Consider the following 21,445-nt stretch of genomic DNA (forward strand, 5'->3'; position numbering starts at 1 on the left):
CGACCGGCCCGGGAATACCACTTGCAGTGCCCCGTTAGACTGGCCCCATGGCCATTCTCCTTGTGCATTAGACGGCATCGCAGCCTCATAAGCCCGTCCTTCCGCCGTCCACACCGCCCTGGAGTATGTCCGTGATCACCGCTTCCGGTATCGAGCTGCGCGCCGGTGCCCGCATCCTCATCGAGTCCGCCTCCTTCCGCATCGCCAAGGGCGACCGCGTCGGCCTGGTCGGACGCAATGGCGCGGGCAAGACCACCCTCACCAAGTGCCTGGCCGGCGAGGGCATCCCCGCCGCCGGCACCATCACGCGCTCCGGCGAGGTCGGCTACCTCCCCCAGGACCCGCGGACCGGCGATCTCGACACCCTCGCCCGCGACCGCATCCTCTCCGCCCGCGACCTCGACTCCGTGCTGAGGAAGATGCGGGAGAACGAGGACCGGATGGCGAACGGACAGGGCGCCACCCGCGAGAAGGCGATGAAGAAGTACGAGCGCCTGGAGACGGAGTTCCTCACCAAGGGCGGGTACGCCGCCGAGGCCGAGGCCGCCACCATCGCCGCCGCGCTGGGCCTTCCCGACCGGGTGCTCGGCCAGCCCCTCCACACCCTCTCCGGCGGCCAGCGCCGCCGGGTCGAGCTCGCGCGCATCCTCTTCTCGGACGCCGACACCCTCCTCCTGGACGAGCCGACCAACCACCTCGACGCCGACTCGATCGTCTGGCTGCGCGACTACCTGAAGAGCTACCGAGGCGGCTTCATCGTCATCTCCCACGATGTCGAACTGGTCGAGACGGTCGTCAACAAGGTCTTCTACCTCGACGCCAACCGCTCCGCCATCGATGTCTACAACATGGGCTGGAAGCTCTACCAGCAACAGCGCGAGGCCGACGAGAAGCGCCGCAAGCGCGAGCGCCAGAACGCCGAGAAGAAGGCCGCCGCCCTCAACTCGCAGGCCGACAAGATGCGCGCCAAGGCCACCAAGACCGTCGCCGCGCAGAACATGGCCAAGCGCGCCGAGCGGCTGCTCGCCGGTCTGGAGGAGGTGCGGGCCATCGACAAGGTCGCCAAGCTGCGCTTCCCGGAGCCCGCGCCCTGCGGCAAGACCCCGCTCACCGCGGAGGGCCTGTCCAAGTCGTACGGCTCGCTGGAGATCTTCACCGATGTCGATCTCGCGATCGACAAGGGCTCCAGGGTCGTCATCCTCGGCCTCAACGGCGCGGGCAAGACCACCCTGCTCCGGCTGCTCGCCGGGGTAGAGAAGCCCGACACCGGCGCGGTCACCCCGGGCCACGGCCTCAAGCTCGGCTACTACGCCCAGGAGCACGAGACCCTGGACCCCGAGCGCACGGTCCTGGAGAACATGCGCACCTCCGCGCCCGACCTCGATCTGGTCGAGGTGCGCAAGACGCTCGGCTCCTTCCTCTTCTCCGGCGACGACGTCAACAAGCCGGCCGGAGTCCTCTCCGGCGGCGAGAAGACCCGGCTGGCGCTGGCCACCCTGGTCGTCTCCTCCGCCAACGTCCTGCTGCTGGACGAGCCCACCAACAACCTCGACCCCGCCAGCCGCGAGGAGATCCTCGGCGCGCTGCGCACCTACAAGGGCGCGGTCATCCTCGTCACCCACGACGAGGGGGCCGTCCTGGCGCTGGAGCCGGAGCGGATCATCCTGCTGCCGGACGGTGTGGAGGACCTGTGGGGCGCGGACTACGCGGATCTGGTCGCCCTCGCCTGATCTTCGCCCGGCGCTTGCGGCGGCCCGGCCAGGCCGCTGATCCACTCCGTATGGATCATTCGGCTCACAGGTGATCCATCATCTGGGTGAGGGTGTCTCGTACCCCGGCGAAGCTCTCAACACAAGATCATTTTTAGCGGGCGGGCCGGGGGATTCCTCGGCCCACCCTTGTTGACCTGCGGTTTCTCTGAGTGGAGCGAGCGTGGCCCGGGACCGCCGGTGTGCTGAATAAGCCATTCCGGTCATGGCGCGCGTTTGATTCCCGGCAAAGGTCCTTCCATGGACCTTGTCGAATGGGTGGCCAGGAACGGCGCAAGGGGTGATCATGAGAAGTCCAGAGCGCACTTCCCATGAGGAGGCACGGGTGGCCGAGACTCTGAAGAAGGGCAGCCGGGTGACCGGCGCCGCGCGCGACAAGCTCGCGGCAGACCTGAAGAAGAAATACGACTCCGGTGCGAGTATCCGGGCGCTGGCCGAAGAGACCGGTCGCTCCTATGGATTCGTCCATCGGATGCTGAGCGAGTCCGGAGTCATCCTACGAGGACGCGGCGGAGCCACGCGAGGCAAGAAGGCCGCATCGGCCTGATCCTGACGATCAGGGCTCCCCGCCGGTTCGAGAGATGTCCGCCCGGTCGGCCGAAGGGCCGTCCGGGCAGGCATCGGAAGCGGACCACCGACCGCCGGTCGCCGAAGGCTGACCGGTGGAGGGTGGTTACTGTGCAGTCGCTTAGCTAGTCTGCGTCTGCACAGACACCGCATCACCCGAACCGGAGGCGCCCCATGACTTCGCCCGGCTCCGCGCACGAACTCGTGCTGGACAAGGACGGCGTACGGCTCACCGTCGAGGACACGGTCGCCACGGTGACCCTGACCAATCCGGCCAAGCGCAATGCCCAGTCCCCCGCCCTGTGGCGGGCGCTGGCGCACACGGGTCGGTCGCTCCCGGGCACCGTGCGCGTCGTGGTGCTCCGCGGTGAGGGCAAGTCCTTCTCCGCCGGGCTCGACCGGCAGGCGTTCACGCCGGAGGGCTTCGACGGCGAGCCGTCGTTCCTCGATCTCGCACGGGCCTCCGACACGGACCTCGACGCCGCCATCGCCGAGTACCAGGAGGCTTTCACCTGGTGGCGCAGGAGTGACATCGTCACGATCGCGGCCGTCCAGGGCCATGCGATCGGCGCGGGATTCCAGCTCGCCCTCGCCTGCGACCTCCGGGTCGTGGCCCAGGACGTGCAGTTCGCCATGCGCGAGACCAGCCTCGGACTCGTCCCCGACCTCACCGGCACACACCCGCTGGTGGCGCTGGTGGGGTACGCCCGCGCGCTGGAGATCTGCGCCACGGGACGCTCGGTGCACGCCGAGGAGGCCGAGCGCACCGGGCTCGCCAATCTGGTGGTCCCCGGCGCGGACCTCGACGCCTCCGTACGGGATCTGACCGCCGCGCTCCTCGCCGCGCCCCGCGACGCCCTCATCGAGACCAAGGCGCTGCTCCAGGGCGCGACCCGGCGTTCGTACGACGACCAGCTCGCCGCGGAACGAGCGGCGCAGGCGCGCCGGCTCCGGGATCTCGCGGGCATCGGCGACTGACCCCGCCGGTGACACCGGCCGGGCCCACCCGGGCGGGTCCGGCACGGCTGCCCCGCGTCACCCCGACGCGTCGGTGACCACCACCGCCACCGGGCGGTCGTCACCCAGCGCCGAGGCCACCGAGGCCCTGACCGCGCGCACCACGGCCAGCGGACGCCGTCCGGACACGATCGCCACCTCCACCCGGACATCGCCGGGCCTCACGCGCACCGCCGCGCCCAGGACCGATGTCAGCCGGGCGACCCCGGGGACCGAGGCCACCGTCCGGGCGAGCGGCTCCCGGTCGGACTCCTCCTCGGCGGCGGCCTCAGGGCCGCTCGGAGCAGGACGGTCCGGAGCGCCGGGCACCGTCTCCACCAGCGCGGTCACCCGTAGATCCACCGCCTCGACCGCCAGGTCCAACGCGTCCGTCGCGGCCGAGAACAGCGCCTCGCGCAGGGCGTCCGCGACGGCGGGCAGCGGCCGGGGCACCGCGGCCCCCGCCGCCTCGTGTCCCGGCCCGTACGCCGCCTCGTACACCGCCTCGAACTCGGCCTCGATCCGCAGCGCCCCCGGCGGCAGCGCGCTCGGTGGCGGCGGCACCGCCGGAACACCCGCCTCCGCCGGATCCGCCAGTGCCAGCCGCACCTTCCCCAGCTCCGCCCCCGCGATGCCGGCCGCCGCGCGCCGCAGCACCGCGACGGCCGCCCGCTCGGTCAGCCAGGCCCCGTCCCCGGGCCCGCCCAGCGGAAGGAGCCGGCCGAGACCGAGACGTACGCGTACCGCGTCAGCAGTGGTCATCCCCCCAGCCTGCCGCATCCCCGGGGCGAGAGCGGGCAACCGCGCTTAGTGTGGGCTGGAGGGTGTCCGCGGGATCAGCCCGATTCCGGAGCGGCCCCGGACGGACCGCAGGCTCCGGGAGAACCCCGGGCGACGGTCCCGGGTCTCCGGAAGCCGGGCATCCGGCGCGGCACGACCTGGCAACCCCGGAAAGGACGCAAGGCGATGACCGAACGAAGCGGCAATGAGCCCTCCGGCGGCTCGGGCGAGGAGCCGAGGGAGCTGAGGAAGTCGTCGAGCGGCAAACGGGGTGGCGGGGATCCCGGCTCGCGCGGCCGTACGACGATCGCCGACGGCGTCGTCGAGAAGATCGCCGGACTCGCCGCCCGCGATGTGGTCGGTGTGCACGCCATGGGCAGCGGCCTCTCGCGCACCTTCGGCGCGGTCCGCGACCGGGTGCCTGGCGGTGCCAAATCCAATGTCACCCGAGGGGTGAAGGCCGAGGTCGGCGAGGTGCAGACCGCTCTGGACCTGGAGATCGTCGTCGACTACGGCGTCTCCATCGCGGATGTCGCCCGCGCGGTGCGCGAGAACGTGATCTCCGCCGTGGAGCGGATGACCGGTCTGGAAGTCGTCGAGGTCAACATCGCGGTCAGCGATGTGAAGCTCCCCGACGAGGAAGAGGACGAGCCGGAACCCCGTCTGCAGTAGCCCCGAAGCCCGAGATGAGGAGGCTCAGATGAGTATGGCTATGGTCGGCATGGTGGCCGGCATGGCGCTCGGCTTCGCCGGGTACTTCGGTGGCTTCGGCGCGTTTTTGCTGGTGGCCGCCCTTGGCGCGGTCGGCTTCGTGGCCGGGCGCTTTCTGGAGGGCGATCTCGAACCCGGAGAGTTCTTCCGCGCTCGTGGCCGTGACCGCGGCGACCGGCCCCGGTGACGCGCGGTGGCCACGGAGCGCACCGGCGACGGATCCCGCGGGGCCGGAGGCGACCGGGCGGATGAGCGGACCGGGGCCCGGATCGACGCCCGGGACCGGGGCGCGACCGTCATCGCCGACCGGGTCGTGGCGAAGATCGCCGCACAGGCGGCCAGGGAGGCGGTCGGCGTCCCGGAGGGCGGCGTCCCGCCCCGCGCCGCGGTCGTGGTCCGCCACGACGCCGCCCGGGTGCGGATCAGCCTGGAGCTCGACTACCCGTCCGACATCGGCGCGCGATGCGGCGCGGTGCGCCGGCGCGTGGCCGAACGGGTGAGCGCCCTGGCCGGAATGGCGGTCCCCGAAGTCCTGGTCCTGGTCGAGCACCTGCACTCGCCCCACTCCCGCGACACCGCCCCGGGGAGCCCCCGATGACCCGGCCCCCCGAACCGCCCGAGCCCCCCGAGCCGGCCGGACTGTCCGAGCCCGGATCTCCCGGCGGCCCCGAGCCGGACCCCTCCGCCGGCCCCTTCCTGGTGCCGAACACGAAGGCCGGCCGCTTCTGGTCGGTACGCCGGGTTCCGGCAGCGCTGCTCGCCGCAGCGGTGCTCGGCGGCGCGGGCGTCCTGCTCTACGACATCGCGGCGGTACGGGCGGACCACCCCGCCATGCGCTGGCGTCGCGTCGCCGCGGCGAGGCTGGCCGAGTGGCGTCTCGAAGACCCCTGGGTGCTCGCGGGCGCGGCCGTCGCGGCCGTCCTCGGCGTCTGTCTGATCGTCCTCGCCCTCACCCCGGGCCTGCGCCGGCTGCTGCCGATGCGCCGCGACGAGCCCTCCGTACGAGCGGGCCTCACCCGGGAGGCGGCGGCGCTGGTCGTGCGGGACCGGGCGATGGAGGTGCCGGGAGTGCGGTCCGTACGGGTGCGGATGGGCCGTTCGAAGGTCTCGGTGCGGGCCGACTCCCACTTCCGGGAGCTCGATGACGTACGGACGGATCTGGACGGGGCGCTCGACGAGGCGATCGCCGGCCTCGGTCTCGCCAAGCGGCCCTCGACGTCCGTACGGGTCACCCGACCGCCCGTCAGAAAGAGGTGAAGCGGAATGCTCCCGGTGGTCAACCGTCTGCTGCTCGGACTCGCGGGCGTGGTGCTGGTGTGCGGGGGAGGGGCGGTCCTGGCCGCCGGCACGGGGCTCTCCCTGCCGTCCTGGTGGCCCTGGCACGGGCCCCGCGACGTCCTGCTGAGCGCCGCGGACCGGGAGCGCTGGCGCGACGAGAGCTGGTGGTGGCCCGCGGTGATCGCGGGGCTCGCGATCCTGGTGCTGCTGGCGCTGTGGCTGCTCCTGGCCCAGCTGCGGCGGCCCCGGCCGGCGGAGATCCTCGTCGACAGCGGCGACGGGGAGGGCGCGCGGCTGAGAGGGCGGGCGCTGGAGGAGGCGCTGCGGAGCGAGGCCCAGTCGCTGGAGGGGGTACGGGGGGCACGGGTCCGGCTGACCGGGCGGCGGGGCAGGCCCGGCGCGCGGGTCGGGCTGTCGCTGGAGCCGTTCGCCTCTCCGGGCGGAACGCTGGGGCGGCTGACGTCGGAGGCGGTGGCGCACGCCCGGGAGTCGGTGGGGGCGCGGACGCTCCCCGTGGAGGTGCGCCTCAAGGCGGCGAAACACCAGGCGCGCCGGGTGAGTTAGACGCTGTCCGGCCGGGGAGCGAGCACGGCGGTGCTGGCGGAGGCGATGCACACCAGTTCGGCCTCGTCCGCCCCGGACTGGGCGGCGACCCTTATCCCGTAGATGACGGCCACGAAATACCAGGCCAGATCTTGCGCGTCCATCGGGGAGTTGATGATCCCCGCCCGCTTCCCGTCGTTGATCACGGACCGGAGCAGGAACAGACGCCGCTTCAAATCCTTGTCGAGGATCTCGGCCACGAGCGGGTCTTTCGATGCCAGCCCGGTGATGGTGTTCACGGTGAAGCAGCCGGATCCGTAGCCACTCCTCCGGCTCTCCATCTCCGCTTCCACAATGACCGCGAGGAGTCTGCGGATGCGCTCGACCGCGTCGTATCCGTCTTCGCTCAGCACTGCGATCTGTCGGTCGGTCATGGTGTCGACATAGTGACTGAGGGCTCGGCGAAAGAGATGTGCCTTGGATTTAAAGGTGTTGTAGACGCTACTGCGTCTGAGGTCAGTGGCTTCGCACAGATCCTCGGTCGAGGCGCCTTCGTAGCCTTTCGTCCAGAAGACGCGACACGCGGCCTCCACGGCTTTGTCTTCGTCGAACAATCGCGGTCGCCCCATACCGTCAGCATACAGCTTCTGGAATGCATGGAACAATATTCCGTCAAATGGGACGGAGCTCGAACATGGAGGTCAAACGGTGCGTTCATTCCCTTCCCGCGGCTCCGGCCGACTCGCCGGCCCGTGCGGTCGGTGAGTCGGCCGGAGCGCCATGGTCCCCCCGGTCTACGCCGGTTCGAGCACGGTGGCGGAGAGCACGGTTCCGTCCGTGAGCGCGCGGTGGGCCTGCGCGGGCACCTCGCTGCCGCCCCATTCGACCGTGAGCAGCCGGAGCCACCCGTCGCGGCACGCGACGAACAGACCGTTCTCCAGCTGCCTCACCGTCCCGGCGGGCTCAAGGTCCACCCCGGCCGGGGTGGTGTCGTCCGAGGAGAGGATCGTCACGCGGTCACCGCCGGGAGTTTCGGCGAATGCTCCCGGATTCCGGTACCCGGCCCGGATGTGACAGCTGACCTTGTGGACCGAGTGTGCGAAGTCCAGGCGGAATTCATTCTCCGACGGGCGGGTGAAGTACGTGCGCTCGGAGGGATCCTGCGGAATGCGGTGGAAACTGCCGGACACCAGCTGGGGAATGAGATCCAGCAGCATCAGCACATTGGCGCGTTCCTGGATCGTGCGTAATTCCAGGGCGGTCTCGCGACCGGTGAGCGGTGTGCGGTGCTGGGTGAGGATGGGGCCGGTGTCGAGCCCGGCCGCCATCTCGATGGCGGTGACGGCACCGTCCGTCTCGCCATTGCGGACCATCCAGTAGAACGGGGCCAGTCCCGCGTAGCGGGGAAGTGCGCTCGGATGGAAATTGACACAGGTCACCTTCGGGGTGCTGAGCAGATCCTCCTTGAGGATGCGCTGGAAGTTCCCCACGATCAGATAGTCGGGCTCCAGGTCTCTGATCCGCTGAACGAAATCCGGGTCGTTGACCTTCTCCGGACGCAGGACGGGTACGCCGAGGTTTTTGCCGCGCTGTTCCAGGTCGACCTGTTCGGTGTCGGCGGTGAAGTAGTCGCACAGGCGGTTGACGGGGCTTGTGACCACCGCCACCAGATTCACGAGGGGATGTCCATGAAGCATGTCCAGGAAAGGCGCGCCAAGCTTGGAGTTGACCTCCGAGAACAGCACGACCCGTATCGGCGGTTTCATTGGGGGAGTCCTTCCGTAGGTGCCTGTGTGTGGTCTGGAGGAAGGGGGAGAAGGAGGGGCGGAAGCCCGGTCAGGCGTAGCGGCCCGGGGCGATCACGCGGTGTGGGTCGATGGCCTCGCGCAGACGCCGGGTGAGGGCGAGGGCCTGGGGGTCGAGCAGACGGTCGGTCCACTGCCCGTGATCCACGTCGAGGCGGTAGGGGAGGTATCCGGCCGCCGTGAACAGCTCGTAGAGCTTGTCGAGAGCGGCGTGCGCGCGCGTGGTCCCGTCGTCCGTACGTGAGAACCGGAGGGACACCACCAGGTCGATCACGTCGGAGTCGAGCGCGTTGACGGTGGCCCCGGTCCGGATGCCGGTCTCCGCGCCGACCTTTTCGAGGATGCGGAGCGCGGCGGCGATGTGCTCCCCGCTGAAAGGCACCAGAGGGAGGAAGAAGAGCCAGCCGCCGCCCTGGTCGTCGACGCGGGGCGCGTGCTGGCCGACGGCGGAGCGGAGCATCTCCTCGTGGTGGACCACGCTGCCGGAGTACCCGTGCTGGACGACACGGGCGACCACGTCGTCGGCGGCCGGGGGCTCCTTGTCGGAGCGGGCGATGCCGGTGAACAGCTTCGAGGTCTCGGCCAGTTCGAAGACCGCCTCGGTCAGGGCGTCCACCACCGCGGCGGTGCCGCCGAGGGAGATGTGGGCGAGGTAGCCGCCCTGCGCCGTGCTGGTTCCGTACGAGGCGGCGGACGTGGTGTCGTAGATCTTGAGAACGCCGTGGACAAGCCCCTGGGCGTGCCACCGCCGCAGTTCGTCCACGGCGGCAACAACGTTGTCATACTCGAAGCCGAGGCGCAGGACGCGCTGTGTCTCGGGGCGGGGGAGGAGCCGTACCACTCCGGCGGTGACGATTCCGTAGTTGGACTGGGTGAACAGGTGCAGCAGCGAGGGCCCCAGTCCGTAGGGGTTCACCGCGGTGTCCACTCCCCGCCGCGGCCACCAGCCGACCCGGACCCGCTCCCCGTCCGGAAGGACGACCTCCAGGCCCACCAGGTCCTCGGTGCGCTGTCTGCGCAGACCCACCCCCCGGTCCAGGGCGTTGCCCAGGACGCTGGAGTAGCCGGACGAGGCGGTGACGTTCAGCATGCGCTGTGTGCCCGCGAGCTCCCGCGACAGCCGGCGCTGGGTGACGCCGGGTTCGATGACGGCCCATCCGTGGTCGGTGTCGAGGTCCCTGATGCTGTCGAGGTCGTCGAGTTCCACGCGTACGGCGTCGTGGCCGGCGGCTTCGCGCGAGCCGAGGCCCCAGTTCCTGCCGGTGGAGACGGCGTGCAGCGGCGGGGTGTCCTCGCGGGCGAAAGCGCGCACGATCGCGGGGACCTGGTCGGCGCGGGCGGGGCGGATGACGGCCGGTACACGGCGGGAGGCGAACATGGAGACGTTCGCCCCCGGTGGAACGGGGTGGACGACCCGGGCGGTGTCACCCCCGACCGCCCTTTCGGACTCCATCAGTGCGGTCGCCAAAGCAGTTTCGGGCATGACGAAATCCTCCTCCGTCGGCAATGGGGTTCTGATGTCCCGCGGGCCGGGTCAGGGCCTCGTGGGGGCGGTGCCGTTCAGATAGACGTGTTCGAGCGCTTCGTCCCGCCCTTTGTGCACGAGGGCCATCAGTCTGATCACACGCGGCATTTCCCCGTCCCATCGAGGTTCTGCCGAGCAGAGACAGGGGGCGTCGACGGATCCCCGCTCGACGATGGCGAGGGGCGGGATATTGGCGGTCAGATCCGAAGTCATGGTGAAGAAAAGGGCTTCGACATCGGTGGACTCCAGGCCGTTCTTTCCCATCACCGCATCGACGAGGGTGACAGTGGCCTGTGCGATGTCCTCATGCGTATTGGCAGAGACCTGAATGGCACCGCGGATCGCACGAGTGGTGGAACTCATTCTGCCGTGGTAGTGCTGCCTCGGTGGAGCGTCAAAGCCTGGAGCGTCAAAGCTCTCTGGCCGGTCTCCACGGGCGCGCGCCGGGGCGCAATCGCATTCATCCGCGTGTCCTGCTCTCTGCGTGTGCGCTCTTGACCAGATCCTCTGGATGGTGACCCCGATCCCTGAAGGGATCATTGGCAGGCCCGAGCGTTTTGAAACGAGCGGTCCAGTAGCTCGAATCTAGCAGGCTTCGAACAGGGGCACCAGATCTCTCCTCCCGTCTCCGGGGCAACTCGCCGACGGCTGGCGGAAGTTGACAGAGCGGCGGTCCGGTGGACCGCCGCACACGGGAACGGCCCGGGAATCAGAAGCCGTGGCGGGTGCCGCCGTCGACCGGGAGCATCACGCCGGTGAGGTAGGAGGCGGCCGGGGAGAGGAGGAAGGCCGCGACCGTGCCGAACTCCCCGGGGGTGCCGTACCTCCGCAGCGGGATGAGTGATTCGTTCGCGGCCCGCGCCGCGTCCGCGTCGCCGGAGAGGGCGTCCAGTTCGCGGACACGGTCGGTGTCGATGCGGGAGGGGAGGAGGCCGATCACCCGGATGCCCCGGGGGCCGAGTTCGTCGGCGAGCGACTTGGCGAACCCCGCCAGGCCGGGGCGGAGCCCGTTGGAGATCGTCAGGCCGGGGATCGGCTCATGGACGGAGCCGGAGAGCACAAAGCCGATCACCCCGCCCTCGCCCAGCTCCGCCGCCGCGGCGCGGGCCGTCCGCACCGCGCCCAGGAACACCGAGTCGAACGCCGACCGCCACTGCTCGTCCGTGTTGTCGGCGGCGTACCCCGGGGCCGGTCCGCCCACGCTGATCAGCACCCCGTCGAACCGGCCGAAGTGGGCGCGGGCCGCCGCGATCAGCCGGTCCGCGGCCGTCGGGTCGGCGTTGTCCAGCGCCAGGCCGACCGCGTCGGGGCCGAGTTCGGCGGCGGCGTCCAGGACGGTCCGCTCGTCGCGCCCGGTGATGACGACCTTCGCGCCGTCGGCGACCAGCGCCCGCGCGGAGGCGTTGCCCAGCCCTCGCGAAGCCCCGGTCACGACATAGACGCGGTCTTTCAGTCCAAGATCCATGGGGCTATCCTGCCGCCTCCTCCCGGTCCAGCGCGAGAGCGGTCGTCACCAGGGCGATATGGCTGAACGCCTGGGGGAAGTTCCCGAGCTGCCGGCCCGAGGCCGGGTCGTACTCCTCGGCGAGCAGCCCGACATCATTGCGGAGAGTGAGCAGCCGCTCGAACAGCTCACGCCCCTCCTTCGCCCGGCCCGTCATCCGCAGCGCGTCCGCCAGCCAGAAGGAACAGGCCAGGAACGCGCCCTCGCCCCCCGGCAGCCCGTCCACCGACGCGCCCTCGGAGCTGTAGCGGCGCACCAGCCCGCCTCCCGCGCCCAGTTCCGCCCGGACCGCGTCCACGGTGCCGGCCACCCGGGGGTCCTCCGGCGGCAGAAAGCCGACCCGGGGGATGAGCAGGGTCGCCGCGTCGAGTTCGGCGGAGCCGTAGGACTGGGTGAAGGTGTTGCGCAGGGGGTCGTACCCCTTCTCGCAGACCTCCCGGTGGACCTCGTCCCGCATCGCCCGCCAGCGGTCGGCGTCCCCGCGCAGCGAGGAGTCCGCCTCCAGGGTGCGCACCGCCCGGTCGGCGGCCACCCAGGCCATCACCTTGGAGTGCACGAAGTGACGCCTGGGGCCCCGGATCTCCCACAGTCCCTCGTCGGGTTCGCGCCACTTCGACTCCAGGAAGCCGAGCAGGCTGAGCTGGAGGTACCAGGCGTGCCGCTGGGTGGGCAGCCCCGCCTCGCGGGCCAGGAAGAGGGAGTCCATCACCTCTCCGTACACATCGAGCTGGAGCTGCTTCACCGCCGCGTTGCCGGTGCGTACGGGGGCGGAGCCCGCGTATCCGGTCAGCCACGGCAGCTCCGTCTCCGGCAGCCGCCGCTCCCCGCCCAGCCCGTACATGATCTGGAGGTCGGCCGGATCGCCGGCCACCGCCCGCAGCAGCCAGTCCCGCCAGGCGGCGGCCTCGTCCTGGTAGCCCGCGTCGAGCAGCGCGTCCAGGGTGAGGGTGGAGTCCCGCAGCCAGCAGAAGCGGTAGTCCCAGTTCCGTACGCCGCCGATCTCCTCCGGGAGGGAGGTGGTGGGCGCGGCGACGATCCCGCCGGTCGGACCGTAGGTGAGGGCCTTCAGGGTGATCAGGGAGCGGACCACGGCATCCCGGTAGCGGCCCTCGGTCCGGCAGCGGTTCGCCCACTCGCCCCAGTCCCGCAGACCGGACTCCAGCGCCTCGAACGGGTCCAGCTCCCCGGGGCGCTCCAGGTGCGAGGGGTGCCAGGTCAGGACGAAGGCCACCTTCTCGCCCCCGCCGACGGCGAACGAGGAGACGGTGCTGAACTGCTGGCCCCAAGTCTTGACCGGCGGCTCGCTGCGCAGCCACACCGAGTCGGGTCCGGCGACCGCCACCCGGCGGCCGTCCGCGCGCCGCATCCAGGGCACCACCGAGCCGTAGTCGAAGCGCAGCCGCAGTACGGACTCCATCTCGACCGAGCCGCTGACGCCCTCCACGATCCGCACCACGGAGGGGGCCTCGTCGCGCTGCGGCATGAAGTCGACGACCTTGACCGTGCCGGTGCGGGTCTCCCACACCGACTCCAGGACGAGCGAGTCGCCCGCGTAACCGCGCCGGGCGCAGGGGCCCGCGCCCTTGGGCGCGATCCGCCAGTGGCCGTTCCCCTCGTCGCCGAGGATGGCCGCGAAGCAGGCGGCGGAGTCGAAGCGGGGCAGGCAGAGCCAGTCGATGGAGCCGTCCGTGCCGACCAGCGCCGCCGTCTGAAGATCGCCGATCAGGGCGTAGTCCTCGATGCGTAGGGTCACGCAGTGGCGCATTCCCGCCCGGTGGGCGGACCAATCAGACGGGCTGCGGCTGTCAGGCGTTCGCCGGGGAGGGGGCCGGTTCCGACGCGGCGCCGGCCGCGGCGGCGGCCCGCCGGTCGCGCACCTCGCGGCGGACCAGGATCACCCAGCCGACGGGGACTCCGGCGACGAACAGCCACCACTGGATCGCGTACGCCATGTGCGCGCCGATGGAGTCGTGCTCGGGCTCGGGGATCAGCTCCGGGAGCGTCCCGGGGGGCTTCGGGCCGGTCTGCTCCAGATAGCCGCCGAGCACGGGCTTGCCGAGCGCCTCGGCCCGCTGCTCGCTGTTGATCAGCATGACCTGGCGGTCGGGCAGACCGGCGAGGTCCTTGATGCCGCTGCCCTTCGTGGTCTCGTCCGCCTTGAGCCGGCCGGTGACGGTCACCGTCCCCTTGGGCGCGGGCGGCACCTCGGGATAGGCCCGCTGGTTGACCGCCAGCGGGATCCAGCCCCGGTTGACCAGGACGATCCGCCCGTCGGTGAGCACCAGCGGGGTCAGCACCTGGGCGCCGACCTTCTCGTCGACGTTGACCCGGCGGCGTACGACGACCTCGCCGCTCGTGTCGTAGACCCCGGTGGCGGTGATCGCGCGCCAGTAGTCCGAGCGGGGGACGGTGTGTCCGGGGGAGGTCAGCTCGGTCACCGGGACCGGCTCGTGGTCCAGGTTCCGGGCGATCAGCGCGTTCTGCTCGACCCGGCGCTCATGCCGGTGGAACTGCCAGAACCCCAGCTCGACCATCGTCGGGATGAGGACGAGGCTGATGAGGGTGAGGGACACCCACTGCCGGGTCAACAGGAAGCGGTACACGGCGTCGACCGTACCCTTCGCCCCGGTCCGTGCTTTCGGTGGGTCCCGTCCACGGGCTCCTCCCCCGGCTCCATGGGCCCGCTATCCCGGTGTGCCGGGGCCGTCCGAGGGCGTCACATCGCGCAGCAGCTGGGTGAAGGCCGCCTCGTCCATCACCGGGGTGCCGTAGGACTTCGCCTTGACGGTCTTGGAGGTGACGGCCCCGGGGTCGTTGGTCACCAGCAGGCTGGTCAGCCGGGAGACGCTGGTGGCGATGTGCAGCCCGGCCTCGATCGCCCGGTCCTCCAGCAGCTCCCGGTCGATGGAGGTGTCGCCGGAGATCGCCACCCGCATGCCCTGCTTCAGCGACTTCCCCGCCTCGTACCGTCCGGGGTTGGGGTAGGGGCAGGCGGGCCGCTTGCGCGAGGGGCGCCAGCTGCCGGGGCCGTACCGCCCGGCCGAGGAGTGGGGACCTGAGGGCTGGTAGCCGACGCGCGGGGTGGCGGGGGAGTCCGACCACTCGGTCAGCGGCCGGCACTCCAGCAGCGGCAGCCGCACTCCGTCCCGGGCGGCCGTGTGCAGGCTCGGACGGAACGCCTCCGCCAGTACGCGCGCGTCGTCCAGCGCGTGGTGGGCGCGCTGCTGGACGACGCCGAAGTGCGCGGCCAGCGACTCCAGCTTGTGATTGGGGAGCGGCAGCGCCAGCTCCTTGGAGAGCGCGATGGTGCACAGCCGCTGCCGGGTGGGCGCGGCGCGCTGGGCGCGCGCGTACTCCCGGGCGATCATGGACCAGTCGAACACGGCGTTGTGGGCGACGAGGACCCGGTCCGCCAGCCGCTCGGAGAACTCCTCCGCGATCTCGCCGAACAGCGGCGCGCCGTCCAGCACATCGCTGGTCAGGCCGTGGATCCACACCGGTCCCGGATCGCGCTCCGGGTTGACCAGGGTGTACCAGTGGTCCTCGACGTCGCCGAAGGCGTCGAGCCGGTACACGGCAGCGGAGATTATCCGGTCGTCGCGGGCGAGTCCGGTGGTCTCCACGTCGACGACCGCGTACCCCTGGGGATACGCGGGCGGCCACGCCGTCGCTGCTGCGGTGCTGTCGTCGAGCATGGTCACAGAGAATACGGCCCCTCACTGACAGTTCCCGAGCCGCCTGCCCCGTACACCCCTTATGTGCGCGTGTGTCCACCGGTCACCGTGCTGACGGCTCGTCTCGCATACTTATCGGTAACAACCTCTGGCCCTGCCCCGCGCACCGCCTCTACGGTGCACCCATGCCGAACACGCCCGATGCCGAGCACCTGTTCAACCGGTCCGAGCCGGTCCGGAGCGCCCCGGTCCCAGCCCCGGCCCCGCGTCCCGCCGCCCTCTCCCGGGACACCCTCGGCAATGTCCTGCTCGCCGCCTTCGCCCTCGCGGTCCTCGCCGACCTCGTCTCGCTCCTCGCGGGCGCGGAAGCCGGCCACTGGATCGCCAAGCCGCTCCTGATGCCGCTGCTCGCCGCGTACGCCGCCGTACGAGGAGGCCCCCGCCTCCTGATCGCCGCGCTGCTCCTGGGCTGGGCCGGCGATGTCTTCCTGCTCCTCGACGCGGAGTGGGCCTTCCTCGCGGGCATGGGGTTCTTCGCCACCGGGCACCTCTGCTACCTGACGCTCTTCGGCCGCCGCCGGCCGCACCGGGCGCTCGGGCCGCTCTACGCCGTCCTGCTCGTGGCCGTCGTCGCCCTGATGTGGCCCGGTCTCCCCGCCGGACTGCGCGTCCCCGTCGCCGGATACGCGGTCCTGCTGGCCGCGACGGCCTGGCGGGCGGGCGGCCTCGGGCCCGCCGCGGGCGCGGGCGGCGCGCTCTTCCTCATCTCGGACCTGCTCATCGCCACCGAGCTGGCCGAGTGGCCGAGGCCCCCCGCGCCCGACTTCTGGATCATGTTCCTCTACAGCGCGGCCCAACTGCTGCTCACCCTCGGGGTGCTGGCCGCATTCCGGCGGTTTGACCGCGCGGAGGCCGCTGAAGGGCGTCACGGCCGAGAAGAGTGACGAGGAGAGCCGACGAGGAGAGCGACGAGGGGAGCGACGAGGGGAGGGGCCGGACGCGACTGCCGCGCCCGGCCCCTCCCCCTGTCCGCTGTCCGCTGTCCGTCCGGAGCGGAACCGGACGGATCTCAGGGACTGGCTAGCGGCGAACGGCGTCCAGAGCGTCGGCGACACCCTCGCCGTAGAAGCCGTTCTTGTTCTTGCCGCCCTCGCACACCGCGTCCACGACGCCGTCGGCGTTGTAGTCGTACGGGTTGGTGCACTCCTGCTTGTCCGCCTGCTCGGCCAGCAGCGCCTTCAGCGCGGCCGGGGAGGCGCTCCGGTTCGTCGACTTCAGGAGCGCGAGCACACCCGCCACGTGCGGCGTGGCCATCGACGTACCGGCCTTGTAGGAGTACTTGCCGTTGACGGTGGTGGAGAGGATCCGGCCGTCCGTGGCGGGAGCGTCCGGCTTCTGGTAGGCCGTGCGGTCGCCGCCGGGGGCGGAGATGTCGATGACGCCGTCACCGTAGTTGGAGAACGAGGACTTCAGGTTCTTCGCGCCCAGCGAGGCGGTGGTCACCACACCCGGGAGCTGCGTCGGGATGTCCAGGCACTCGCTCGGGTTCACCAGCCGGTCGCCCGGGGTGGTGTCGTTGGGGCTGGTGGTGTCCTTCAGCTCGTCCGACGCGAGGTCCATGGCGCTGTTGCCGGCCGCGGCGACGTTCACCGAGCCCTTGCGCTCCGCGTACCGGGTGGCACGGGTGACGGACTCGACCAGGGCCGTCTGGTCCGGGTCGTTCTTGCAGTTGAACAGCCACGGGTCCACGTAGTAGCTGTTGTTGGTGATCTCGACGTCGTTCTCGGCGGCCCACATGAAGCCGCAGACGACCGCCTCGGTGTAGAAGAATCCGGCGGGGGTCGACACCTTGATGCCGGAGACCTTCACGCCCGGGGCGACACCGGTGATGCCGACCCCGTTCTTCGCCGCGGCGATCGTGCCCGCGACATGGGTGCCGTGGTCGCTCTCGCCCGGGGCCGGACGCCAGGAGCCGGGGGTGGTGTCCGGCTTGCCGCTCACACAGTTCGCCGAGGCGGCCGTGTCGAAGTTGGGCGCGAGGTCGGGGTGGGTGTCGTCGACGCCCGTGTCGATGACCGCGACCGTGACCCGCTTGCTGCCCAGGGTCTTCTTGTGCGCCTGGTCCGCCTTGATCGCGGGCAGGCTCCACTGCAGCGGCTCCAGCGGGTCCTGCTCCGCCTCCGCCTTGGCCGCCGAGGCCACGGCCTCCTGGGCGGTCAGCGGACGCTCGGCACCGGTGGAGGTGTCGGTGGCGGGGGAGATCGGAGCCGTACGGGTCGCGCCCGCCGACTCGACGCCCCGCACGGTGCGGATCGTCTGGGCGAACGCCGGGTTCTGCGAGTGGACGACGATGACGCCTATTCGGTCGTAGTCGATCACTATCGACCCGCCGGCCTTGGCTATCTCCTGCTTCACCGACTTCGCGGTCTTCCGGCTGTTGCCCTTGACGTTGACCACGTACGACAGCTTGGGCCCGTCGGTGACCACCGCACCGGGCGTGGTGGCGGGGGCGGCGGCGACGGCCGACCCGGCCGGAACGAAGCCGAGCGAGGCCGTGAGCGCCAGACCGACGGGCAGCGCGAGGGCACGTCGGCGCCTGGTTCCCAGCTGAGCCATGGGTTCTCCACATCATCCGTGAGGGCCGCCCGGACACCGGCTGCGCCGGACGGGTACATGACCAGCGAAGTTATCGCCGATCTTGATCGTCATCAATGAGTTGGAGAGGAAAACCTGAACCGAAAGTGTCGATCGTGAAGAAAAAAGACCGATGTTGAACCCGCCCGGCGTGCTCTCCGTGCCGTTGTCAGGGGGTGGAGCAACATCAAACCGCCCCGCAGCACAGGCTCGAACGAAGGCCCGACTTGTCCATCCCCACCGCTCCCGCGTCACGAGGAGAGTCCGTGACTACCGACGCACCGCCACCGCCCGACGGCCCCAGGGACACCAGCCCCGCGCAGCCCACGACCGAGCAGTTCGTCGCCATGCAGCGGAGCCCCGAGTTCGCCGAACTCCGGCACACCTACCGCTCCTTCGCCTTTCCGCTGACCGTCGCGTTCATCCTCTGGTACCTGCTCTACGTACTGCTCTCGAACTACGCCGGCGGCTTCATGGGCACCCGGCTCTTCGGCAACATCAATGTCGCCCTCGTCCTCGGCCTCGCCCAGTTCGCCACCACCTTCCTCATCGCCTGGCTCTACTCACGCCACGCCGCGAACCGCCTCGACCCCAAGGCGGAGGCCATCAAGGCACGGATGGAGGCCGAACTGTGACCAGCGCACTCCACCTCGCCGCCCAGAGCGCGACCACCGAACACCGGCCGCTGATCATCGCCCTCTTCGGGGCCTTCGTCGTCGCGACCCTCTTCATCACCGTCTGGGCCGGCCGCCAGACCAAGAGCGCCGCCGACTTCTACGCCGGCGGACGCCAGTTCACCGGCTTCCAGAACGGGCTGGCGATCTCCGGCGACTACATGTCCGCCGCCTCCTTCCTCGGCATCGCCGGAGCCATCGCCCTCTTCGGCTACGACGGCTTCCTCTACTCCATCGGCTTCCTGGTCGCCTGGCTCGTCGCCCTGCTGCTGGTCGCCGAACCCCTGCGCAACTCCGGCCGGTTCACCATGGGCGACGTCCTCGCCTACCGGATGCGCCAGCGCCCGGTCCGAACCGCCGCGGGCACCTCCACCATCGTCGTGTCGATCTTCTATCTGCTCGCGCAGATGGCCGGCGCCGGCGTCCTCGTCTCACTCCTCCTCGGCATCACCAGCGACAGCGGCAAGGTGCTGATCGTCGCCCTCGTCGGCATCCTGATGATCCTGTACGTCACCATCGGAGGGATGAAGGGCACCACCTGGGTCCAGATGGTCAAGGCGGTCCTCCTCATCGCGGGAACGCTCCTCATCACGTTCCTGGTGCTGCTGAAGTTCAACTTCAACATCTCGGACCTGCTCGGCACCGCCGCCGCCAAGAGCGGACACGGGCAGGCCTTCCTGGAGCCCGGCCTCAAGTACGGCTCCACCGAGATCTCCAAGCTCGACTTCATCTCCCTCGGCATCGCCCTGGTCCTCGGCACCGCCGGACTGCCGCACATCCTCATCCGCTTCTACACCGTGCCCACCGCGAAGGCCGCCCGTAAGTCCGTCAACTGGGCCATCGGCATCATCGGCGCGTTCTACCTGATGACCATCGCGCTCGGCTTCGGAGCGGCGGCCATCGTCGGACCCGGGGAGATCACCGCCTCCAACAAGGCGGGCAACACCGCCGCCCCCCTGCTCGCCCTCCACATCGGCGGCACCGACTCCACGGGCGGCGCGATCCTGCTCGCCGTGATCTCCGCCGTCGCCTTCGCCACCATCCTCGCCGTCGTCGCCGGCCTCACCCTCGCCTCGTCCTCCTCCTTCGCCCACGACATCTACGCCAATGTCATCCGCAGGGGACAGGCCACCGAGAAGGAAGAGGTCCGCGCCGCCCGCTGGGCGACCGTCGCCATCGGCGTCGTCTCCATCGCCCTCGGCGCGCTCGCCCGCGATCTCAACGTCGCCGGCCTCGTCGCCCTCGCCTTCGCCGTCGCCGCCTCGGCAAACCTGCCGACGATCCTCTACAGCCTCTTCTGGAAGAAATTCACCACCCAGGGCGCCCTGTGGTCGATCTACGGCGGACTCATCTCCTCCGTCGTCCTCGTCCTCTTCTCGCCGGTCGTCTCCGGCAAGCCCACCTCGATGTTCAAGAACGCCGACTTCTACTGGTTCCCGCTGGAGAACCCCGGCCTGGTCTCCATCCCGCTGGGCTTCCTGCTCGGCTGGCTCGGCTCCGTGCTCTCGAAGGAGAAGCCCGACAGCGGCAAGTACGCCGAACTGGAGGTCAAGTCCCTCACCGGCACCGGAGCCCACTGATCCGCCGGCCGCCCGGCGGGGGGAGTGCCGTAGTGTCCTGCGACACGCTCCCGCCGGCCCGCTTCCGGGGTCCGGCCCCGGCCCGGCCCCGTCCCGATTCCGGTCCGGTTCCGGTCCGGAGCCCGGCGATGTCAGTGGGCTGACGTAGGCTCGAAGAGGAGAGCGTGGAAGGGGAGGGACACGGTGCTGCTGGACACCTATGGCCGGGTCGCCACCGATCTGAGGGTCTCACTGACCGACCGGTGCAATCTGCGATGCGTCTACTGCATGCCCGAAGAAGGGCTCCAGTGGCTCGCCAAGCCCGATCTGCTCACCGACGACGAGATCGTCCGGCTGATCCGGATAGCCGTCACCCTCCTCGGCGTCACCGAAGTCCGCTTCACCGGCGGAGAGCCGCTGCTGCGCCCCGGACTCGTCTCCATAGTCGAGCGGTCCGCGCGGCTGTCGCCCCGCCCCCGGATGTCGCTGACCACCAACGGCATCGGCCTCAAGCGCACCGCCGGCGCGCTCAGGGCCGCCGGCCTCGACCGGATCAATGTCTCACTCGACACCCTCCGGCCCGAGGTCTTCCAGCGGCTCACCCGCCGCGACCGCCACCAGGACGTGCTGGACGGCCTCCGGGCCGCCCGGGACGCCGGACTGACCCCCGTCAAGGTCAATGCGGTGCTGATGCCCGGCCTCAATGACGACGAGGCCCCGGAGCTGCTCGCCTGGGCGCTGGCCGAGGGATACGAGCTGCGCTTCATCGAGCAGATGCCGCTCGACGCCCAGCACGGCTGGAAGCGCGAGGGAATGATCACGGCAGGCGACATACTGCACACCCTCCGCGCCCGCTTCACCCTCACCCCCGAGGGCGGCGAGGAGCGCGGATCGTCCCCCGCGGAGCGCTGGCTGGTGGACGGCGGACCGCACCGGGTCGGAGTGATCGGCTCGGTCACCCGCCCCTTCTGCGCGGCCTGCGACCGCACCCGGCTCACCGCCGACGGCCAGGTCCGCACCTGCCTCTTCGCCCAGGACGAGACGGATCTGCGGGCGGCCCTGCGCTCGGACGCGCCCGACGAGGAGATAGCCGGAATGTGGCAGGCGGCGATGCGGGGGAAGAAAGCGGGCTCGGGCCTGGACGACCCGTCGTTCCTTCAGCCGAGCCGGCCCATGTCAGCGATCGGAGGCTGAGTCCGGCCCGGTCTCCCGGGCGGCCTCCCACTCCTCCAGCTCCACGACGTCCTTCAGGAAACCGCGTACACCGAGGAACCCGGAGAGGTGTTCACGATGCTCGTCACAGGCCAGCCAGGTCTTGCGGCGCTCCGGTGTGTGCAGCTTCGGATTGTTCCAGGCCAGCACCCACACCGCCGGGGCACGGCAGCCCTTGGCCGAACAGATCGGGGACTCGTCGCTCACGTGCGCA

At 70.6% G+C, this 21,445-nt stretch carries 23 protein-coding genes; 12 read left to right on the forward strand and 11 right to left on the reverse strand.

Annotation, left to right across the window (positions count from 1 at the left end):
* Positions 1–131: 131 nt before the first annotated feature.
* From ABD371_RS11845 to ABD371_RS11855, 3 genes are all read left to right on the forward strand, one after another.
* Positions 132–1,730, forward strand: coding sequence for an ABC-F family ATP-binding cassette domain-containing protein (locus tag ABD371_RS11845; protein ID WP_190124797.1), 1,599 nt, complete (start codon positions 132–134; stop codon positions 1,728–1,730).
* A 364-nt stretch (positions 1,731–2,094) separates the two neighbouring features.
* Complete coding sequence (locus ABD371_RS11850; protein ID WP_030163146.1) at positions 2,095–2,316, forward strand: helix-turn-helix domain-containing protein; 222 nt, start codon at positions 2,095–2,097, stop codon at positions 2,314–2,316.
* Positions 2,317–2,510: 194 nt separating this feature from the next.
* Positions 2,511–3,314: an enoyl-CoA hydratase/isomerase family protein gene (locus tag ABD371_RS11855; protein ID WP_344475643.1), complete on the forward strand. Its 804-nt coding sequence runs from the start codon at positions 2,511–2,513 to the stop codon at positions 3,312–3,314.
* Positions 3,315–3,371: 57 nt separating this feature from the next.
* On the opposite strand, the gene ABD371_RS11860 is transcribed toward ABD371_RS11855, so the two are convergent.
* Complete coding sequence (locus ABD371_RS11860) at positions 3,372–4,094, reverse strand: hypothetical protein (protein ID WP_344475646.1); 723 nt, start codon at positions 4,092–4,094, stop codon at positions 3,372–3,374.
* Positions 4,095–4,298: 204 nt separating this feature from the next.
* Between ABD371_RS11860 and ABD371_RS11865 the strand changes: the two genes are divergently transcribed.
* The 5 genes from ABD371_RS11865 (at position 4,299) to amaP (ending at position 6,665) form a co-directional block, all read left to right on the forward strand.
* Entirely contained in the window at positions 4,299–4,784 is a 486-nt protein-coding gene (locus ABD371_RS11865; RefSeq protein ID WP_344475648.1) for an Asp23/Gls24 family envelope stress response protein, read from the forward strand.
* A gap of 28 nt (positions 4,785–4,812) precedes the next feature.
* Entirely contained in the window at positions 4,813–5,010 is a 198-nt protein-coding gene (locus tag ABD371_RS11870) for a hypothetical protein (protein ID WP_190124800.1), read from the forward strand.
* 81 nt (positions 5,011–5,091) lie between these two features.
* Complete coding sequence (locus ABD371_RS11875) at positions 5,092–5,421, forward strand: Asp23/Gls24 family envelope stress response protein (RefSeq protein WP_344475791.1); 330 nt, start codon at positions 5,092–5,094, stop codon at positions 5,419–5,421.
* Complete coding sequence (locus ABD371_RS11880) at positions 5,418–6,080, forward strand: DUF6286 domain-containing protein (protein ID WP_344475651.1); 663 nt, start codon at positions 5,418–5,420, stop codon at positions 6,078–6,080. The genes ABD371_RS11875 and ABD371_RS11880 overlap by 4 nt, the downstream gene beginning before the upstream one ends.
* Positions 6,081–6,086: 6 nt before the next feature.
* A complete protein-coding gene (gene amaP / locus ABD371_RS11885; RefSeq protein WP_344475654.1) occupies positions 6,087–6,665 on the forward strand; it encodes an alkaline shock response membrane anchor protein AmaP in 579 nt (192 codons plus the stop codon).
* Here the strand turns inward: amaP and ABD371_RS11890 are convergent.
* The 8 genes from ABD371_RS11890 to ABD371_RS11925 all read right to left on the reverse strand — a co-directional run bounded on the left by ABD371_RS11890 (position 6,662) and on the right by ABD371_RS11925 (position 15,173).
* Positions 6,662–7,258, reverse strand: coding sequence for a TetR/AcrR family transcriptional regulator (locus ABD371_RS11890; protein WP_344475657.1), 597 nt, complete (start codon positions 7,256–7,258; stop codon positions 6,662–6,664). The genes amaP and ABD371_RS11890 overlap by 4 nt on opposite strands.
* Positions 7,259–7,438: 180 nt before the next feature.
* Positions 7,439–8,410: a methionyl-tRNA formyltransferase gene (locus ABD371_RS11895; RefSeq protein WP_344475659.1), complete on the reverse strand. Its 972-nt coding sequence runs from the start codon at positions 8,408–8,410 to the stop codon at positions 7,439–7,441.
* Between the two features lie 70 nt (positions 8,411–8,480).
* Positions 8,481–9,932 (reverse strand): FAD-binding oxidoreductase, encoded by a 1,452-nt coding sequence (locus ABD371_RS11900; RefSeq protein ID WP_344475661.1) that lies wholly within the window; start codon positions 9,930–9,932, stop codon positions 8,481–8,483.
* Between the two features lie 51 nt (positions 9,933–9,983).
* The gene (locus ABD371_RS11905; RefSeq protein WP_344475663.1) at positions 9,984–10,337 is read right to left on the reverse strand and encodes a chorismate mutase; all 354 of its coding nucleotides are present in this window, start codon (positions 10,335–10,337) and stop codon (positions 9,984–9,986) included.
* Positions 10,338–10,683: 346 nt separating this feature from the next.
* On the reverse strand, positions 10,684–11,439 hold the full coding sequence (locus tag ABD371_RS11910; RefSeq protein WP_344475665.1) for an SDR family oxidoreductase: 756 nt from the start codon (positions 11,437–11,439) through the stop codon (positions 10,684–10,686).
* Between the two features lie 4 nt (positions 11,440–11,443).
* The gene (locus ABD371_RS11915) at positions 11,444–13,231 is read right to left on the reverse strand and encodes a glycoside hydrolase family 15 protein (RefSeq protein WP_344475667.1); all 1,788 of its coding nucleotides are present in this window, start codon (positions 13,229–13,231) and stop codon (positions 11,444–11,446) included.
* Positions 13,232–13,283: 52 nt separating this feature from the next.
* Positions 13,284–14,081, reverse strand: a complete 798-nt coding sequence (locus ABD371_RS11920) for an SURF1 family cytochrome oxidase biogenesis protein (RefSeq protein WP_344475669.1) — start codon at positions 14,079–14,081, stop codon at positions 13,284–13,286.
* An 81-nt stretch (positions 14,082–14,162) separates the two neighbouring features.
* On the reverse strand, positions 14,163–15,173 hold the full coding sequence (locus ABD371_RS11925) for a DEDDh family exonuclease (protein WP_344475671.1): 1,011 nt from the start codon (positions 15,171–15,173) through the stop codon (positions 14,163–14,165).
* A 164-nt stretch (positions 15,174–15,337) separates the two neighbouring features.
* On the opposite strand from ABD371_RS11925, the gene ABD371_RS11930 reads away from it, so the two are divergent.
* Positions 15,338–16,096: a lysoplasmalogenase gene (locus ABD371_RS11930; RefSeq protein WP_344475673.1), complete on the forward strand. Its 759-nt coding sequence runs from the start codon at positions 15,338–15,340 to the stop codon at positions 16,094–16,096.
* A gap of 136 nt (positions 16,097–16,232) precedes the next feature.
* Here the strand turns inward: ABD371_RS11930 and ABD371_RS11935 are convergent, their stop codons facing one another.
* Positions 16,233–17,768, reverse strand: a complete 1,536-nt coding sequence (locus ABD371_RS11935; RefSeq protein ID WP_344475675.1) for a S8 family serine peptidase — start codon at positions 17,766–17,768, stop codon at positions 16,233–16,235.
* 284 nt (positions 17,769–18,052) lie between these two features.
* On the opposite strand from ABD371_RS11935, the gene ABD371_RS11940 reads away from it, so the two are divergent.
* From ABD371_RS11940 to moaA, 3 genes are all read left to right on the forward strand, one after another.
* Positions 18,053–18,421: a DUF485 domain-containing protein gene (locus ABD371_RS11940; protein ID WP_344475677.1), complete on the forward strand. Its 369-nt coding sequence runs from the start codon at positions 18,053–18,055 to the stop codon at positions 18,419–18,421.
* Positions 18,418–20,040: a solute symporter family protein gene (locus tag ABD371_RS11945; RefSeq protein WP_344475679.1), complete on the forward strand. Its 1,623-nt coding sequence runs from the start codon at positions 18,418–18,420 to the stop codon at positions 20,038–20,040. Before ABD371_RS11940 ends, ABD371_RS11945 begins: the two co-directional genes overlap by 4 nt.
* Before the next feature lie 183 nt (positions 20,041–20,223).
* The gene (gene moaA / locus ABD371_RS11950; protein ID WP_344475681.1) at positions 20,224–21,213 is read left to right on the forward strand and encodes a GTP 3',8-cyclase MoaA; all 990 of its coding nucleotides are present in this window, start codon (positions 20,224–20,226) and stop codon (positions 21,211–21,213) included.
* Here moaA and ABD371_RS11955 read toward each other — a convergent pair.
* Positions 21,196–21,438 carry a hypothetical protein gene (locus ABD371_RS11955; RefSeq protein WP_344475683.1) on the reverse strand — a complete coding sequence of 81 codons (243 nt, stop codon included), beginning with the start codon at positions 21,436–21,438 and terminating at the stop codon, positions 21,196–21,198. The two genes, moaA and ABD371_RS11955, sit on opposite strands and share 18 nt — an antisense overlap.
* Positions 21,439–21,445 lie beyond the last annotated feature (7 nt).

Source organism: Streptomyces amakusaensis, from assembly GCF_039532665.1.
GTDB classification, from domain to species: domain Bacteria; phylum Actinomycetota; class Actinomycetes; order Streptomycetales; family Streptomycetaceae; genus Streptomyces; species Streptomyces amakusaensis.

Bases quoted from the DNA above. Each gene is read 5' to 3' on its own strand.
- ABD371_RS11855 (WP_344475643.1), top strand. From the start codon at position 2,511: ATGACTTCGCCCGGCTCCGCGCACGAACTCGTGCTGGACAAGGACGGC.
- ABD371_RS11860 (WP_344475646.1), bottom strand. From the start codon at position 4,094: ATGACCACTGCTGACGCGGTACGCGTACGTCTCGGTCTCGGCCGGCTC.
- ABD371_RS11865 (WP_344475648.1), top strand. From the start codon at position 4,299: ATGACCGAACGAAGCGGCAATGAGCCCTCCGGCGGCTCGGGCGAGGAG.
- ABD371_RS11870 (WP_190124800.1), top strand. From the start codon at position 4,813: ATGAGTATGGCTATGGTCGGCATGGTGGCCGGCATGGCGCTCGGCTTC.
- ABD371_RS11880 (WP_344475651.1), top strand. From the start codon at position 5,418: ATGACCCGGCCCCCCGAACCGCCCGAGCCCCCCGAGCCGGCCGGACTG.
- amaP (WP_344475654.1), top strand. From the start codon at position 6,087: ATGCTCCCGGTGGTCAACCGTCTGCTGCTCGGACTCGCGGGCGTGGTG.
- ABD371_RS11895 (WP_344475659.1), bottom strand. From the start codon at position 8,410: ATGAAACCGCCGATACGGGTCGTGCTGTTCTCGGAGGTCAACTCCAAG.
- ABD371_RS11900 (WP_344475661.1), bottom strand. From the start codon at position 9,932: ATGCCCGAAACTGCTTTGGCGACCGCACTGATGGAGTCCGAAAGGGCG.
- ABD371_RS11905 (WP_344475663.1), bottom strand. From the start codon at position 10,337: ATGAGTTCCACCACTCGTGCGATCCGCGGTGCCATTCAGGTCTCTGCC.
- ABD371_RS11910 (WP_344475665.1), bottom strand. From the start codon at position 11,439: ATGGATCTTGGACTGAAAGACCGCGTCTATGTCGTGACCGGGGCTTCG.
- ABD371_RS11925 (WP_344475671.1), bottom strand. From the start codon at position 15,173: ATGCTCGACGACAGCACCGCAGCAGCGACGGCGTGGCCGCCCGCGTAT.
- ABD371_RS11930 (WP_344475673.1), top strand. From the start codon at position 15,338: ATGCCGAACACGCCCGATGCCGAGCACCTGTTCAACCGGTCCGAGCCG.
- ABD371_RS11935 (WP_344475675.1), bottom strand. From the start codon at position 17,768: ATGGCTCAGCTGGGAACCAGGCGCCGACGTGCCCTCGCGCTGCCCGTC.